This window comes from Streptomyces sp. NPDC002773 (assembly GCF_040295605.1).
In the GTDB taxonomy this organism is placed as follows: Bacteria; Actinomycetota; Actinomycetes; order Streptomycetales; family Streptomycetaceae; genus Streptomyces.
Map to the genome: position 1 here is coordinate 373,827 of NZ_JBEOVO010000003.1, position 14,809 is coordinate 388,635.

Genomic DNA, 14,809 nt, shown 5'->3' on the forward strand with positions numbered 1-14,809 from the left:
CGGATAACACCCAGGTTCACATCCCTCGGTCGTTTCAGCTGCCCTCGGTGGGGAAGCGGCGGAGTTTGCCCGGGAGTCGGGCGCCGAGGGGAGACATGCCGTTGTCCGCTCCGTGCCGGGCCAGCAGGTCGAGGGCGAGGCGGGCGCGGCGTACGCGCTCTCGTGCCGTGGCGAGGGCGTGGTCGCGGAGGTGGGCGCCGTACGGGTAGATCCCCGCCGCTCTGCTCAGGCCGAACTTCAGGTAGAGCGGTGCGCCGCGGCGGATCAGCTCCGCGATCTCGTACATGCGGACGTAGCCGCCGAGCTCGTCCGGTGCCTCGACGTACATGTCCATCGGGGCACGGCTGACCCTGCGGATCTCCGTGAGGTGCTGCGGTGTCAGGTCGGAGGGCACGTTGAGCGAGTCGCCGCCGAGCTGTTCGTACACGGCGTACGCCGCCGGGTTGACCGGGCCGATGAGCGCCGAGACCTTGAGCGTGGTGTCGGCGGGGAGCAGGCCCTGGGTGCGCATCCGGTGGAGCGTCCACAGCACGCCCTCGTCCGCGACGAGCAGGCAGCGGACACCGAGCTCGACGGCGCGCAGGGCGTCCTCGACGCTGCCCGCCACGGCGTCATGGCCGCGCGCCCGCAGACCGGCGCCGCCGGACGGCGTACGGGTGGAGCCGCCGATGTCCCAGGTGCCGCGCGGTCCGGTGAACAGGCACAGCTCCATGTCCTGCTCGCCGCAGGCGCCGACCATCTCGGTGATCTCGGAGTCGGTGAGCATCCAGATTCCGCTGCCCTGGCTCACCCGGTGGACCGGCACGTCCAGGCGACGGGCCTCCTCGATGACGGCGGCCAGCGACTCGGGCCCCTCGACGGAGGGGATCTCGGTGCGCCAGGTGCCGCCGTCGGGGAAGGTGTGGGGTGAGGCGTCGGCGTCGTCGAGCGGTGGAACGGGATGGCCGATCGCCGCGAGCGCTGACGCTCCGGGGCGGCGGGACGGCGACGGCTGAGCGGTCACGGCAGTCACGGCAGTCACGGGATGTCCTTCGTTCGGAATCGTCAGGAGTGCGGACGCGGGGCCGGCCCCCCTCGCGTGAGACCGGCCTCGCACGGGGCTGGCCTCGGACGGCGGCCGGGCCCGCCCCGGGCCCGCGCCTTCTGCGTGCGGTCAGAGCGTGCGGTCAGCGTTCGGGGCGGAGCAGGACCTTGCCGACCTTCGGGTCGCCGGAGCCGACCAGTTCGACTGCCTCGGCGTAGTCCTCCAGCGGGAACTCGTGGGTGACGAGGGCGCCCGGGGTGAGGACGCCCCGCTGGAAGGCGGCGACGGCCCCCTGCCAGTCGGTGGACGAGGCCCCGAACACGCTGCGGATCTCCAGCTGGCTCATGGACAGGTGCACGGGGTCGATGCCCACGGCGCCCGGGCCGAACATGCCGGTGAGCACCACCCGTCCGCCGCGGCGCGCCAGCAGGCAGGACGACGCGGCGGTCGAGGGCGCGCCCGCGGTCTCGACGACGAGGTCGTACCGCCCGGCCGAGGCCATCGCCTCTTCAGGGGCGGCGGTGTGGGTCGCGCCGTGGCCGAGGGCCAGGTCCGCCCGTGCGGTTCTCGGGTCGATCACGGCCAGTTCGGCGGGGGAGTGGGCGGCCAGCCACTGGACGGCCAGGAGCCCGAGGGTTCCGGCACCGACGACGGCGACGCGTTCGGTGGGGCGCGGCGTGCCCGCCCGTACCGCGGCCGCCACCACCGCGGCGGGTTCGATCAGGGCGGCCGCCCGGAGATCGGCGCGGTCGGCGAGCAGATGGAGCAGGCGGGCGGGGACGATCACGTGGTCCGCGAAGGCCCCGGCCTCGGTGAAGCCCGTCTCCTCGTAGCCCGCCACGCACAGGTTCGTGGCGCCCTCGCGGCAGCGGGCGCAGGTCCCGCAGTTGCGGAAGCCCTCAGCCACACAGGGGCGGCCCACGAGTGCGGGATCGACTCCGGCACCGACCGCCTCCACGGTCCCGGCCCACTCGTGCCCGGGAGTCACCGGGTACCGCACGTAGCCGGGCGCGCGGTGCCCGTCGTACACCTCGCGGTCGCTCATGCAGATCCCCACGGCGGCGACGCGCACGCGTGCCTCGCCGGGGCCGGGTTCGGGCCTGTCGCGCACGAGGAGTGTGTGGCGGCCCGGGGCGGCGACGACGACGGCGCGGCTCACTCGGGTTTCCTCTGCTCCCAGCCCTCGGCCCACAGGTCGAAGCGGGCCTTCTGCTGCGGGAACTCGGCGGCCGCGTCCACGTCGAGTTCGACGCCGAGGCCTGGTGCGTGGGATAGCTCGAAGTAGCCGTCGACGACTTCCGGCGCACCCTTGACGACCTTCTTGATCTCGGCGTCCGCGAAGTCGTTGAAGTGCTCCAGGACCTTGAAGTTGGGGGTGGTGAAGCCGACTTGGAGGGAGGCGGCCGTCAGGACGGGGCCGCCGACGTTGTGCGGCGCGACGAGCATGTAGTGCGTCTCGGCGGTGGCGGCCAGCTTCCTGGTCTCCCAGATGCCGCCGATGTGGCCCACATCGGGCTGGAGGATGTCGGCGGCCTGGCTCTCGAAGAGCTCCCGGAACTCGATGCGGTCGTGGATGCGTTCGCCGGTGGCGACCGGGATGTCGACCTTCGCGGCGACCTTCGTGAGGGCCTTGAGGTTCTCCGGCGGCACCGGCTCCTCCAGCCACGCGGGCTTGAACGGCGCCAGGTCGTGGGCGAGGCGGATCGCAGTGGCGGGCGAGAAGCGGCCGTGCATCTCCAGCATCAGCTCCGCGTCGGGCCCGATCGCGTCCCGCACGGCCTCGATGAGGGAGACCGCGTACATCGACTGAGCGTGGTCGAGCTCGAAGTGCCCGGTCCCGAAAGGGTCGATCTTCAGAGCCTTGTAACCGCGCGCCATGACGCCGCGAGCGGCCTCGTGGTACGCCTCCGGTGTCCGCTCGGTGGTGTACCAGCCGTTCGCGTACGCCTTGACCCGGTCGGTGACCTTGCCGCCGAGGAGCTGCCAGACCGGGACCCCCAGGGCCTTGCCCTTGATGTCCCAGCACGCCATCTCGACGACGGCGATGCCGGACATCACGATCTCGCCCGCGCGGCCGTAGTCGCCGTACTTCATGCGGCGCACGAGGTCCTCGACGGCGAACGGGTCGGATCCGCGGACGTGGTTGACCTCGGCCTCGTTCAGGTACCCGACGAGGGCGTCGGTGTGTCCCAGCATCCGGGTCTCGCCGACGCCGGTGATTCCCTCGTCGGTGTGCACCCGCACGTAGGTGAGGTTGCGCCAGGGCGTACCGACGACGTGTGTGGTGATTCCCGTGATGCGCACGGTGGGCTCCCCGACGTGATGCGACTCGTTGCTTGTTGCTTGTTGCTTGTTGCTTGTTGCTTGTTGCTTGTCGCCTGTTGCTTGTCGCCTGTTCGATAGTTCGACATCGGTTCGAGATGCCGACGGTGACGTTAAGCGCGGCTTCCGGACGCGTCAACGGCCCGATCGCCCCACCCGCCGCGGCGGACCGCTGTGCCGTGCGGCCTCGGGGACGCGTGTCAGCGGCCCACCCGTGCCGGATCGGTGAAGACCTCTTCCACGATGACGCCCGCCGCGCCCCGGACCGCGGCGCCGAAGCCGTACACGGAGCCGGTGATGCGGCAGAGCGCCGCGTCACCGGCGACCACGCGCGCCCGCAGCTCCCTCATCGTGGCGGGCAGGAGGTACGGGGCGACAGAGGCGAAGTAGCCGCCCAGGACGACCACTTCCGGGTTGAGGAGGTTCACCGGGATCGAGAGGCCCGTCCCGAGCCAGCGGCCGATCTCGTCCAGGCCGGCCAGCGTCCGGGGGTCGCCGGCGGCGGCCCTGCGCGCCAGCTCCGCCGTCTGCTCCTGGGGGCCCCACGGCGTCTCGCCTCGCTCCCCGGCCGGCTCGACCAGGTCGGGCGCGGCGGTCCGGAGCGCCGCGGGGAGCGCGACCTTCGTCTCCAGGCAGCCCGTACGCCCGCAGGCGCATCGAGCACCGGCCGGGTCCACCTGTACGTGGCCCAGCTCGCCGCTGAAGCCGGAGGCGCCGCGCAGCAGCCGGCCGCCGGCGACGATGCCCGCTCCGAGCCCCGCTTCTCCGGTGACGTACATCAGGTCCGCCGCGCCGGGGTGGGCGTGTTCCCACTCGGCGAGCGTCGCCAGGTTGGCCTCGTTGTCGACGGCGATGCCCATGCTGTCGGGCAGGGCTGCCATGGCCCGCAGCCGCTCGGCGACCGGGATGTCCTCCCAGTGGAGGTTGGGCGCGGAGTAGACGCGTCCCGTCGCCGCTGCCACGGGGCCCGGGGCGGCCACGCCGATGCCGGCCACGTGGACGCCCGACCGTGCGGCGTGTCCGAGCAGTTCCGCGGCGAGGGAGGCGAGGGCGTGGATCGTCTCGTCCGCGTCCTGAGCCGTGGCGTCGAGGACGAGGCGGCGCTCCTGGACCGTCCGCCCCGCCATGTCGACCAGGCAACCGGCGAGGTAGCGGGAGTTGATCTCCAGGCCCAGAGCCGCCACCGTGCGGCCGTCGAGCTCCAGCTGCAGTCCCGGGCGGCCGGCCGAGCCGCTCAGCTGGTACTCCGTCTCCCGGACGAGCCTGTACGCGAGCAGCTCGGCGACGAGGCTGGAGACCGTGGCCCGGGTCAGCCCCGTACCCCTGGCCACTGCCGCACGGGAAGCCGGTCCCGAGGAACGGACCTCGGCCAGGACCAGGGCGAGGTTGGCGCGTCGCACCGACACCTGGTCCATGGGGTTCCTCGGGGTACGGGCCGGCTTCTCGGCGCTCGACGACACGTGGGGTCTCCCTGATGCTGGCCGGACGGTTCGCGGCGGCCGGTCGGCACGTGCCGACCGGCCGCGGTTCAGATTGTCCCTGCTGGTCAGCGCACGCCGAGCAGGTGCTCCAGGGCGAGCTGGTCGAGCCGCTCGAAGGCCATCGAGCGGCCCGCCGCCGCGTCGGCGTCGAAGCTCTCGTACGCGGTCGGGTCGGCGAGCAGCGCGGCGAGCCCGTCGGCGGCGGTGGGGACGGCCAGCTCGGGCAGGCGCGAGGCGGCGAGGGCCTCCTGGACCTCGGCGTCGGCGCGGAAGGCGGCCGCACGCTCCTTGAGGATCAGGTAGTTGCGCATGCAGTTCTTCGCGGACTCCCAGACGCCGTCGAAGCCGTCCGTACGCACCGGCTTGAAGTCGAAGTGGCGCGGGCCCTCGTACCCGGCCGTCTCCAGCAGGTCCACGAGCCAGAAGGCCTGCCGCAGGTCGCCGGCGCCGAAGCGGAAGTCCTGGTCGTACTTGATGCCGGACTGGCCGTTGAGGTCGATGTGGAACAGCTTGCCCGCCCACAGGGCCTGGGCGATGCCGTGCGGGAAGTTCAGGCCGGCCATCTGCTCGTGGCCCGTCTCCGGGTTCACGCCGACGAGCTCGGGGCGCTCCAGGCGCTCGATGAAGGCCAGGGCGTGCCCGATGGTGGGCAGCAGGATGTCGCCGCGCGGCTCGTTGGGCTTGGGCTCGATGGCGAAACGCAGGTCGTAGCCCTGTTCCGTGACGTACTGGCCGAGCAGGTCGAAGGCCTCCTTCATGCGGTCGAGCGCCACCTGGACGTCCTTGGCGGCGCCGGACTCGGTGCCCTCGCGGCCGCCCCAGGCGACGTAGGTGGTGGCGCCGAGTTCGACGGCGAGGTCGATGTTGCGGAGCGTCTTGCGGAGCGCGTAGCGGCGCACGTCGCGGTCGTTGGCGGTGAAGCCGCCGTCCTTGAAGACGGGGTGGGTGAAGAGGTTCGTGGTCGCCATCGGGACCTTGAGGCCGGTGCGGTCCAGGGCCGCCCGGAAGCGCTTGACGATCGCGTCGCGCTCGGCCTCGGCGGTGCCGAAGGGGATGAGGTCGTCGTCGTGGAACGTCACGCCGTACGCCCCGAGCCCGGCGAGCCACTCGACCGACTCGACCGGGTCGAGGGCGGGCCGGGTGGCGTCGCCGAAGGGGTCGCGGCCCTGCCAGCCGACGGTCCACAGACCGAAGGTGAAACGGTCCTCGGGGGTGGGGGAGTAGGGCTTGGGCATGGTGGCGCTCCCTTGGGACGATGCGGCGTCGCGGATTTGTTGTGCACCAAAACTAATAGAGGATGGGTGACTGTCGGGCAACCCCCTCGGCTCTGTCACGGCTTCTTGAGTGGTCCACTGTCCTGCCCTTGACGTGCAGGGATGATCGACGCTGTAATTTGTTCACTTCCATTGCAAAATAGGCCTTCAGGTATGAGGTGCGTCGTGCTGGCATCACCTGCTGTCATCGGCGTGGACAGCTCCACGCAGTCCACCAAGACCGTCGTGATCGACGCCGAGAGCGGCAGGATCCTCGCCGTCGGCCGCGCCGCCCACACCGTCACCGGCGAGGGAGGCGCCCGCGAGTCGGACCCGGAGGGCTGGTGGGAGGCCTTGCGCACCTCCCTCGGCACGGCGCTCGACGCCTCCGGCGTCTCCCCGGCGGCGGTGCGGGGCATCGCGGTCGCCGGGCAGCAGCACGGCCTCGTCGTACTCGACGCGGCGGGCCGCCCCCTGCGCCCGGCCATGCTCTGGAACGACACGCGGTCCGCGCCCCAGGCCGAGGCGTTGACCGCTGCCCTGGGCGGTGCCGACGCCTGGCTGGAACGTACGGGATCGGTGCCCGTCGCCTCCATGACCGCCACCACCTGGCAGTGGCTGCGCGAGCACGAGCCGGCCACCGCCGAGCGGGCAGCAGCAGTGCGGCTGCCCCACGACTTCCTCACGGAGCGCCTGTCCGGGGTGGCGGCCACCGACCCGGGTGACGCCTCGGGCACCTGCTGGTACGACACCCGCGCGGGCTCCTACGACCCCGCGCTCCTCGACCTGCTCGGGCTCGACCCCGCGCTGCTGCCCACGGTCGCCACGAGCGGCGCCGAACGCGTGGGGTCCCTGACCAGCGCGGCCGCCGCCTTCCTGGGCCTTCGCCCGGGCATCCCCGTCGCCGCCGGAACCGGCGACAACATGGCGGCAGCCGTCGGACTCGGCCTCGGTGGCGCGGGGCTGCTCGACCACCCCGTGGTCAGCCTGGGCACGTCCGGCACCGTCTTCACCGCCAGCCGCACCCGGCCGTCGGCGGCCGGACTCGCCGGCTTCGCGGCCGCCGACGGGACCTATCTGCCGCTCGGCTGCACGCTCAACTGCACCCAGGCGGTCGACAAGGTCGCGAGCCTCCTCGGCCTCGACCGGGAGGACGCACAGCCCGGAGGGCACGTGGTCGTGCTCCCGTACCTCGACGGCGAGCGCTCCCCCGATCTGCCGCACGCCGCCGGTCTGCTCACCGGCCTTCGGCATGCGACCACATCCCGTCAGATCCTCGGTGCCGCGTACGAGGGGGCGGTGTTCACGCTGCTGAGGGTCCTGGACGAGATCTTCGCGACCACGGCGCTCGACCCGCACGCACCCGACGTGCGCGAGCGGCCGCTGCGGCTGATCGGCGGCGGGGCGAAGGGGGCCGCGTGGATCGAGACCGTACGCCGACTCTCCGGGCGCCCCGTCGTGATCCCGGACGGCGAGGAGCTGGTCGCCGTGGGAGCCGCCGCACTCGCGGCGGGCGCCGCGTGGGGCGAGGACCCGGTCGGGACGGCGGCCGGATGGGGCTCGGGGCGAGGCAGGGAACTGCCGGCCGTGCGGCGGGACGACGCCGCGTGGCTGCGCATCGAGGCCGCGCTCGCGGGGGGCTCGGGGCTGCTCCAGCGCTCGGGGCCGCTCGTAGAGGGGAGTCGATGAGGGAGTGAGGGGGGAGGGGGAGATGAGGTGCTCGACCTGGCCCAGCCCACGGTGAGCCGCCAGCTACGCTCGTCGGCATGCTGAACCGTGTTCCCCTCACCGAGGCGCTGCTCTCCACCGTGGGCTCTCCCGAGCACGCCGAACTCCTGGACAGCAGTCCGCGGTCGAGGGTGTGGCGGGTGCGGCTGGCCGACCGGCGGCTGGTGATCGTCAAGCAGATCACCGACGCCGGGGACGCGGGCGCCGACGCGGACACGCGCTTCGCGCGGGAGGTCGCCGGGCTGCGCCTGGCGGGGCGGGCGTCCGGGCCCGCCGTGGCCCCCGCGGTGCTGGCCACGGACGTGCCCTCGCGGGTGATGGTCCTCGAGCACGTGGACGACCTCGGCAGGAGGGACGACTGGATGCCGGGGTACGCCGAGTCGCTCGCCCGGTTGCACGCCCTGACCGGGCCCGCCGACGCGGGCGCACTACCGGTCTGGTCGGGGCCCACGGCCACCGACGCGGAGTCCTTCCTCGCCCTGGCCAGGGCGCTCGACGTGGCCGTACCGTCGACGGTCCCCCATGAGCTCGCCGGTCTCCTGGAGCGGTTGGACCCCGCCCCGCACCATGCGCTGCTGCACGGAGACCCCTGCCCCGGCAATGATCTGCGCACCGCCGACGGCGTCCGCTTCGTCGACTTCGAGCGGGCCTCGCTCGGCAACGGCCTGATCGAACTCGCCTACTTCCGCATCGGCTTCCCCACCTGCTGGTGTGCCATGTCCGTCACCGCGGCCCCGCTCACGGAGGTCGAGGACGTCTACCGGACCACCTGGCGCGGCCTCACCGGGAAGGACGTGCCGGGTGACCTCGCCGACGCGTGTGCGGGCTGGCTGATCCAGGGCGACGCGCTCGTCGAGCGGGCCCACCGCGGGACGGTCGACCAGCTCGCCCGGGTCCCCGCCGAGGACTTCGAGTGGGGCTACGTCTCCGCCCGTGAGCGGCTCGTCCACCGCCTGGGCGTGGTCGCCGACATGACCCGGGACCACGATCACCTGCACGCCGTCGGCCGCCTCAGCTCCGCCCTGGCGAGCCGCCTGCTCGAACGCTGGCCGAGGCTGCGTCCGCTGCCCGCACCTGACGCCCGCCCTTGGTACTAGGCGTCGACGCGGGACCGCTTCCGCCTGTCAGGGCGGCGAGAGGGAGCGCGGGCCGGTCACCCGGGTGACCGGCTTCCGTCATTCGACCACCGGGCTACGGCGTTCCACGAACAGGACGTCGCGCCAGACGCCGTGGTGGCGGGCCACGCGCTCCCGCCGGCCCAGTACGCGGAACCCCATCGATTCGTGCGTGAACCTTTCCGGTCAGAGGTGATCAGATCTCCTCCGCCCGGGACAGCGCTTCGGTGATCAGGCGGGTGGCGAACTCGCGGTCCTCGGTCAGCCGGTTGATGTGCTCCGCGAGCAGGAAGGCCGTGGCCTCCAGGGAGTTCATCTCCTCGCTGGTCCAGTCCCCGTACTGCCGGCGCCACAGGCTGGGGCTCAGGCCGGTGCCCGCCGCGATGACCAGGCCCGCCATGGTGGGGATGGTCTCCGGGCGGATGCTCCTGGGCATCATGCGCATCGAGGCCACGAGGTTGGGCACCACGTACTCGATGACGTCCCTGTCGTGGTCCTCGTACGCCATCCGCAGCCACTTCACGAACATGAAGATGATCGTGCACGCGCCGTCCAGGACGTCGTCGGCCTCCGAGGGGCCCAGGGACGTCGTGAGCTGCTCGATCAGCTTCCGCTGCTCGGGATCGGCCTCGGTCCTGCCGTCGTAGACGGCTTTGAGCTGGGAGTCGATCATCATGAGCGCCGCACCGACATCACCGGCGGGAGCGTACGTGGGGTCACAGGGCGACGACACAGGATTCCTCCTCGTGTGGCCGCGGCAGGCAGCGCGGCATGTCCGTACGGTAGTGGGCTGATCATGCCGGAGTGGGCGCTTTCGGAGGGAGAACCCGTTCGGGCCCCCGCCGGGGCGCGCGGAGGAAGGGTGGCGGGACCCCGTCAGCCGCCGACGTGGATGCCGGGACGGCGGTCGGGGTCCGGCTCGTGCCTGCGGATGATCTCGCGGGTGACGGGGGCGGTGTCACCGCGACCCAGGAGGAAGTAGCGGAACATGTGCTTCAGGGGGCTGCCCTCGGCCCAGGCGAAGTAGCAGTGCGGCTGGACGCCGGTGGTGTCGCGCAGGGCGAGGAGGACCGCGGCGATGGCGTTCGGTGCGGCGGGGGCCTCGGCGCGCAGGATCCGGTACCCGTCGACCTCGACCCCGTGGACGGCGAGGACCTCGCTGAAGTCGGAGGGGTCGACCACGTCGACCTCCAGGAACAGCACGTCCGCCGGTCCGGGGACCGGGTTGGTGCCGCGCTGCTCGCGCTCCTTGTCGCGGTACTCCGCCCCGTCGCCGGCCTGGCGGCGGTTGGCGATGATGTTGATGGCGTCGTCATGGGCCAGGGTGTCGGCGACGAACCGGCGGGCGGTCTCGTCGAAGACGATGCGGTCGGCGCGCAGTTCCGTGGTCCGCGACACCCGCGAGATCAGGGACACGACGATGATCCCGGCGATGAAGAACCCGGAGATGGTGATGCCGTCGGGCTTGTCGACGATGTTGTAGACCAGGGCGTAGAGCAGCACCAGGGTGAGCAGCGCGAACCCGGTGGCGACCGCCCGGCGGCCGGCGCGTGCGACGGAGATGGTCACGGCGAAGGCGCCGGAGACCATCATGGCCAGGATCCCGGTGGCGTACGCCCCGGCCTGGGCGTCGACGTCCGCGTCGAAGGCGATGGTGATGAGGATGCACAGGGCGGTGTAGACGAGCACCACGGGCCGCACCGCGCGACCCCATTCGGGGGCCATCCCGTAGTCGGGCAGATAGCGGGGGACGATGTTGATCAGGCCGGCCATGGCGGACGCGCCGGCGAACCACAGGATGAGGATCGTGCTGATGTCGTAGACGGTGCCGAACGCCTCCCCGACGTGCTCATGGGCCAGCCAGGCCAGGGCGCGGCCGTTGGCCGCACCGCCCGGCTCGAACTCGTCGGCCGGGATGAGGACGGTGGTGACGAAGCTGGAAGCGAGCAGGTAGACGCTCATGATGAGCGCGGCGGTCGTCAGCAGCCTGCGGGTGTTGCGGATACGCGAGCGCAGCCGCCGCTCGTCGTCGGCGCCGTCGGCCGCCACCAGGGGCATCATGCTGACGCCGGTCTCGAACCCCGACAGGCCGAGTACGAGCAGCGGGAACGCCAGCAGCGCCGGCGCCATCAGGTCGCCGAAGCCGGCTCCGCCCCCGACGAGCGCGTCCGTCCAGGCCGTGAACGCGCCGGGCGTGGTGAAGACATGGACGAGGCCGACCGCGATGACGACCGCGTTCAGCACCAGGAAGACCGCCACCAGCGGGATGGCGACGCTGACGGCCTCGCTGAAGCCGAGCAGGAACACACCGCCGAGGACGAGCAGCAGCGCCACGGTGAGCGCCACCTCGTGGCCGTGCAGGGCTTCGGGGAAGAAGGGGTTCTCCACCACGTGGACGGAGGCGTCCGCGGTCGACAGGGTGATGGTGATGATCCACGACGTGGCGACGAATCCGAGCAGGACCAGGACGAACAGCTTGCCCCACCAGAACGGCAGCAGGTCCTCCAGCATCGCCACCGACCCGGCACCGTGCGGACTCTCCTCGGCCACCCGCCGGTACATCGGCAGCATCCCCAGCAGAGTCAGCGCCACGATCAGCAGCGTCGCCAGCGGGGAGACCGCGCCCGCCGCGAGCGCGGCGATGGCCGGCACGTACGCGAGGCTGGAGAAGTAGTCGACCCCGGTCAGGCACATCACCTTCCACCAGGCGTGCGGCTCGGTGTGCCCCTCGCCGGCCGCCGGGCCCACGGGCTGCACCTGGTGGCGCAGCATCCACTGCGCCAGCCGTCCGGTCGGCTGCGGCCGCAACGCGGGGCTGTCCACCACCTCGGGCACCACGTCGGGCGCCGCCTCGGGCACGGGGGCCGGGCCGTTCGCGTCCTTCATGTCTCCCATCGACTTTCCTCGCTCCTGCGGACATGCCTGTCGGTCACCGCTCTCGCGGCTGTGCGATCACCGAGTATGGGACCTCCCGACGGCGCCCCGTGGCCGCCGCGGAAGCGGCCGGCAGGGGCCCGTACGGCGGACCGGGGAGGAGCTCGGGGGCAGGTCGGGAGGGCTGACGCGGGCGGAGCGGGAGGGTCCCACGGCGCCGGGGAACGGCGAGGGACTTCCGTTCCGCGCCACCCGGCGGTGGCGTCGGACCACCGCGCCGAGAGCGCCCAGCCGCCCGTAGTCGACCGTCAACGGGCCTTCCCACCTGCGCTCTTGCGCCGAGGCGAGGGCGAGGGCCCCGGAACCAATCGATGGCGGCGGCCGGGGCGGACGGTCGCCTTCCGATGCCCCGCGGTCGTACGGCGCCCGGAGTCGCGCCCGCTGGCGCGCCGGCTCTGGACTGTGCGTACGCGGCCGGGCTCATCGTCTCGATCGGGCCCCCTGGAGCCGGCTGCCCGGCGGCGTAATTCCTGTCGATTTCTTAACGCCGTTGCCGTGACGGGGGCGCAGGTGCCCCGGGGGCGTACGACTACCGCTTGGCGCCGGATGGCACCGCTTGGCGCCATCGGGTGCCACCCGGTGCCACGCTGACTCCGGAGGGGCGTTTTCGCAGGTCAGCGCCGTCCTAACGCAGTTCGTAGACTGCTCGGCGCCATCAGGGCTTGCGTATGGCACCACTACGGTGCCATGATGGCGTCATGGATCTCACCCCGTATGTCGACACCCTCCGCCGCGAACTCGCGGTGGCCGCCGAAGCCGGCGGTGACGAAGCGCGCGAGCTGGCCGAGCGGCTCACCGCTCCCCTGGAGTCGGCGGCCCGGCTGACCATGCTCAACGTGCTCTCCGCCGCGACGGACGAGATCACCCGCGAACTCGCCCCCGGTTCGGTCGACGTACGGCTGCGGGGGCTCGACCCCGACTTCGTGGTGACCCCGCCGCCCGCCGGCGCCGGTGGCCACGCGGAGCCTTCCGCCCCCGCCGAACCGCTCCCTGCCGCGGCTCCCGCCGAGGGTGACGAGGGCGGCATCGCCCGCGTCAACCTGCGTCTGCCGGCCCACCTCAAGGCCCGCGCCGAGGACGCCGCGGCCCGCGAGGGGCTGTCGGTCAACGCGTGGCTGGTGCGCGCCGTGTCGGCCGCGGTCGACGGCGGCACCCGGCCGCGTACGCCCGAGCGGACCCAGACCATCGGCCAGAGCATCACGGGGTGGGTGCGCTAGCCGCAACCCGCCCACGCCACTCCACCTCACACCGCGTCCCACCAGCGGGGACGTCCTGAAGACCCAAGAGGACGGGACAGCCATGCCTTCTTACGACACTCCCGCACCGATCTCCGTCTCCGCGTACGTGTACTCCGGTTCCATCCAGTTCACCGCGGGCGACCGCCTCGACACCGTCGTCGAGGTGCAGCCCCGCGCCCCGCAGAAGGACCTGGACGTGCGGGCGGCCGAGCAGACCGAAGTCACGTACGCGAGCGGCGTACTGACCGTCAGGACGCCCAAGGCCAATCTGCTCGGTCGCGGCGGAACCGTCGACGTGGCGGTGGAACTGCCCACGGGCTCGCGCATCGACGTCAGCGGCACCGCGGCCGGCGTCCTCGGCGAGGGCCGACTCGGCGAGGTCCGCGTCAAGACCTCGGCCGGCGACGTCCGCCTCGACACCACCGGCCCGCTGAACCTGACCGCGTCACACGGAACGAGCATCGTCGACCGGGTCGAGGGCAGGGCCGAGATCACCAGCAGCAGCGGCAACGTACGCGTCGGCGCCATCGAGGGGCCCGCCGTCCTGAAGAACGCGCACGGCACCACGACCGTCGGCACCGTCACCGGTGAGCTGCGGGTGAGCGGCGTCAACGGTGCCGTCGACATCGCGCGCGCCGAGGCGTCGGTCGCCGGCACCACGACCAACGGGCACCTGCGCGTGGCCGAAGTCGCCCGTGGCAGCGTCCAGTTGGAGACCTCCAACGGCTCCATCGAGGTCGGCATCCGCGAGGGCACCGCCGCCTGGCTCGACGTCAGCTCCGACCGGGGGCAGGTGCGCAACACGCTCGCCGCGTCCGAGACCCCCGCGGAGACCGAGGAGTCCGTCAAGATCCGCGCCCGTACCCGCTGGGGCAACATCGACGTGCGCCGCGCCAAGTCCTGAGCTTCGGGGCTCGCGAAAACGCCCGCCCCCTCTCCACTCCGTCAACGCCTTCATCCTTCGATCGGAGGGTCCCATGCCTTCTTCTGTCATGCCCATGTCCAATCCCGTGAGCGGTGCTCCGTCCCCGGCCGCCATCTCCACCGTCGGGCTGCGCAAGTCCTACGGCGACAAGACCGTGCTCGACGGCATCGATCTGCGGATCCCGGCCGGGACGGTCTTCGCCCTCCTCGGTCCGAACGGCGCCGGCAAGACCACCGCCGTGAAGATCCTCTCCACCCTCGTCACCGCCGACGGCGGCCAGGCCCAGGTCGCCGGCCACGACCTCACCACCCACCCCCAGGCCGTCCGGGCCGCGATCGGCGTCACCGGACAGTTCTCCGCCGTCGACGGCCTGATCACCGGCGAGGAGAACATGCTCCTCATGGCCGACCTGCACCACCTGCCCAAGGCCGAAGGCCGCCGGACCACCACCGAACTCCTCGCCCGCTTCGACCTCACCGACGCAGCGAAGAAACCCGCCTCCACCTACTCCGGCGGCATGAAACGCCGACTCGACATCGCCATGACCCTCGTCGGCAACCCCAGAATCATCTTCCTCGACGAACCCACCACCGGCCTCGACCCCCGCTCCCGCCACACCATGTGGCAGATCATCCGCGAACTCGTCACCACCGGCGTCACCGTCTTCCTCACCACCCAGTACCTCGAAGAAGCCGACCAACTCGCCGACCGCATCGCCGTCCTCAACAACGGCACCATCGCCGCCGAAGGCACCGCCGAAGAACTCAAACGCCTCATCCCCGGCGGCCA

12 protein-coding genes and 1 pseudogene are annotated in these 14,809 nt (G+C 72.2%); 5 read left to right on the forward strand and 8 right to left on the reverse strand.

Going from position 1 to position 14,809, the window contains the following annotated elements; genetic code table 11:
• Positions 1-34: 34 nt before the first annotated feature.
• From ABT034_RS06925 to xylA, 5 genes are all read right to left on the reverse strand, one after another.
• Positions 35-1,012: a hypothetical protein gene (locus tag ABT034_RS06925; protein WP_351212089.1), complete on the reverse strand. Its 978-nt coding sequence runs from the start codon at positions 1,010-1,012 to the stop codon at positions 35-37.
• 154 nt (positions 1,013-1,166) lie between these two features.
• Complete coding sequence (locus ABT034_RS06930; RefSeq protein WP_351212017.1) at positions 1,167-2,183, reverse strand: zinc-dependent alcohol dehydrogenase; 1,017 nt, start codon at positions 2,181-2,183, stop codon at positions 1,167-1,169.
• Positions 2,180-3,328, reverse strand: a complete 1,149-nt coding sequence (locus ABT034_RS06935) for a mandelate racemase/muconate lactonizing enzyme family protein (protein WP_351212019.1) — start codon at positions 3,326-3,328, stop codon at positions 2,180-2,182. The genes ABT034_RS06930 and ABT034_RS06935 overlap by 4 nt, the downstream gene beginning before the upstream one ends.
• A gap of 218 nt (positions 3,329-3,546) precedes the next feature.
• Positions 3,547-4,806, reverse strand: a complete 1,260-nt coding sequence (locus ABT034_RS06940) for an ROK family transcriptional regulator (protein ID WP_351212021.1) — start codon at positions 4,804-4,806, stop codon at positions 3,547-3,549.
• 86 nt (positions 4,807-4,892) lie between these two features.
• Positions 4,893-6,062, reverse strand: a complete 1,170-nt coding sequence (gene xylA, locus ABT034_RS06945) for a xylose isomerase (RefSeq protein WP_351212023.1) — start codon at positions 6,060-6,062, stop codon at positions 4,893-4,895.
• A gap of 207 nt (positions 6,063-6,269) precedes the next feature.
• Between xylA and xylB the strand changes: the two genes are divergently transcribed.
• Positions 6,270-7,769, forward strand: a complete 1,500-nt coding sequence (gene xylB, locus ABT034_RS06950) for a xylulokinase (protein WP_502972819.1) — start codon at positions 6,270-6,272, stop codon at positions 7,767-7,769.
• Between the two features lie 77 nt (positions 7,770-7,846).
• The gene (locus ABT034_RS06955; RefSeq protein ID WP_351212027.1) at positions 7,847-8,905 is read left to right on the forward strand and encodes a phosphotransferase; all 1,059 of its coding nucleotides are present in this window, start codon (positions 7,847-7,849) and stop codon (positions 8,903-8,905) included.
• A gap of 78 nt (positions 8,906-8,983) precedes the next feature.
• Here ABT034_RS06955 and ABT034_RS06960 read toward each other — a convergent pair.
• From ABT034_RS06960 to ABT034_RS06970, 3 genes and pseudogenes are all read right to left on the reverse strand, one after another.
• Positions 8,984-9,094: pseudogene (locus ABT034_RS06960) on the reverse strand (GNAT family N-acetyltransferase); the annotation flags it as partial.
• Positions 9,095-9,119: 25 nt separating this feature from the next.
• A complete protein-coding gene (locus ABT034_RS06965; RefSeq protein ID WP_351212029.1) occupies positions 9,120-9,656 on the reverse strand; it encodes a hypothetical protein in 537 nt (178 codons plus the stop codon).
• 143 nt (positions 9,657-9,799) lie between these two features.
• Positions 9,800-11,809: an APC family permease gene (locus tag ABT034_RS06970; RefSeq protein WP_502972821.1), complete on the reverse strand. Its 2,010-nt coding sequence runs from the start codon at positions 11,807-11,809 to the stop codon at positions 9,800-9,802.
• 746 nt (positions 11,810-12,555) lie between these two features.
• On the opposite strand from ABT034_RS06970, the gene ABT034_RS06975 reads away from it, so the two are divergent.
• From ABT034_RS06975 to ABT034_RS06985, 3 genes are all read left to right on the forward strand, one after another.
• Positions 12,556-13,074: a hypothetical protein gene (locus ABT034_RS06975; RefSeq protein ID WP_351212033.1), complete on the forward strand. Its 519-nt coding sequence runs from the start codon at positions 12,556-12,558 to the stop codon at positions 13,072-13,074.
• 82 nt (positions 13,075-13,156) lie between these two features.
• Positions 13,157-13,999, forward strand: a complete 843-nt coding sequence (locus ABT034_RS06980; protein ID WP_351212035.1) for a DUF4097 family beta strand repeat-containing protein — start codon at positions 13,157-13,159, stop codon at positions 13,997-13,999.
• A 73-nt stretch (positions 14,000-14,072) separates the two neighbouring features.
• A partial coding sequence (locus tag ABT034_RS06985; protein ID WP_351212037.1) for an ABC transporter ATP-binding protein occupies positions 14,073-14,809 on the forward strand: 737 nt, incomplete at its 3' end.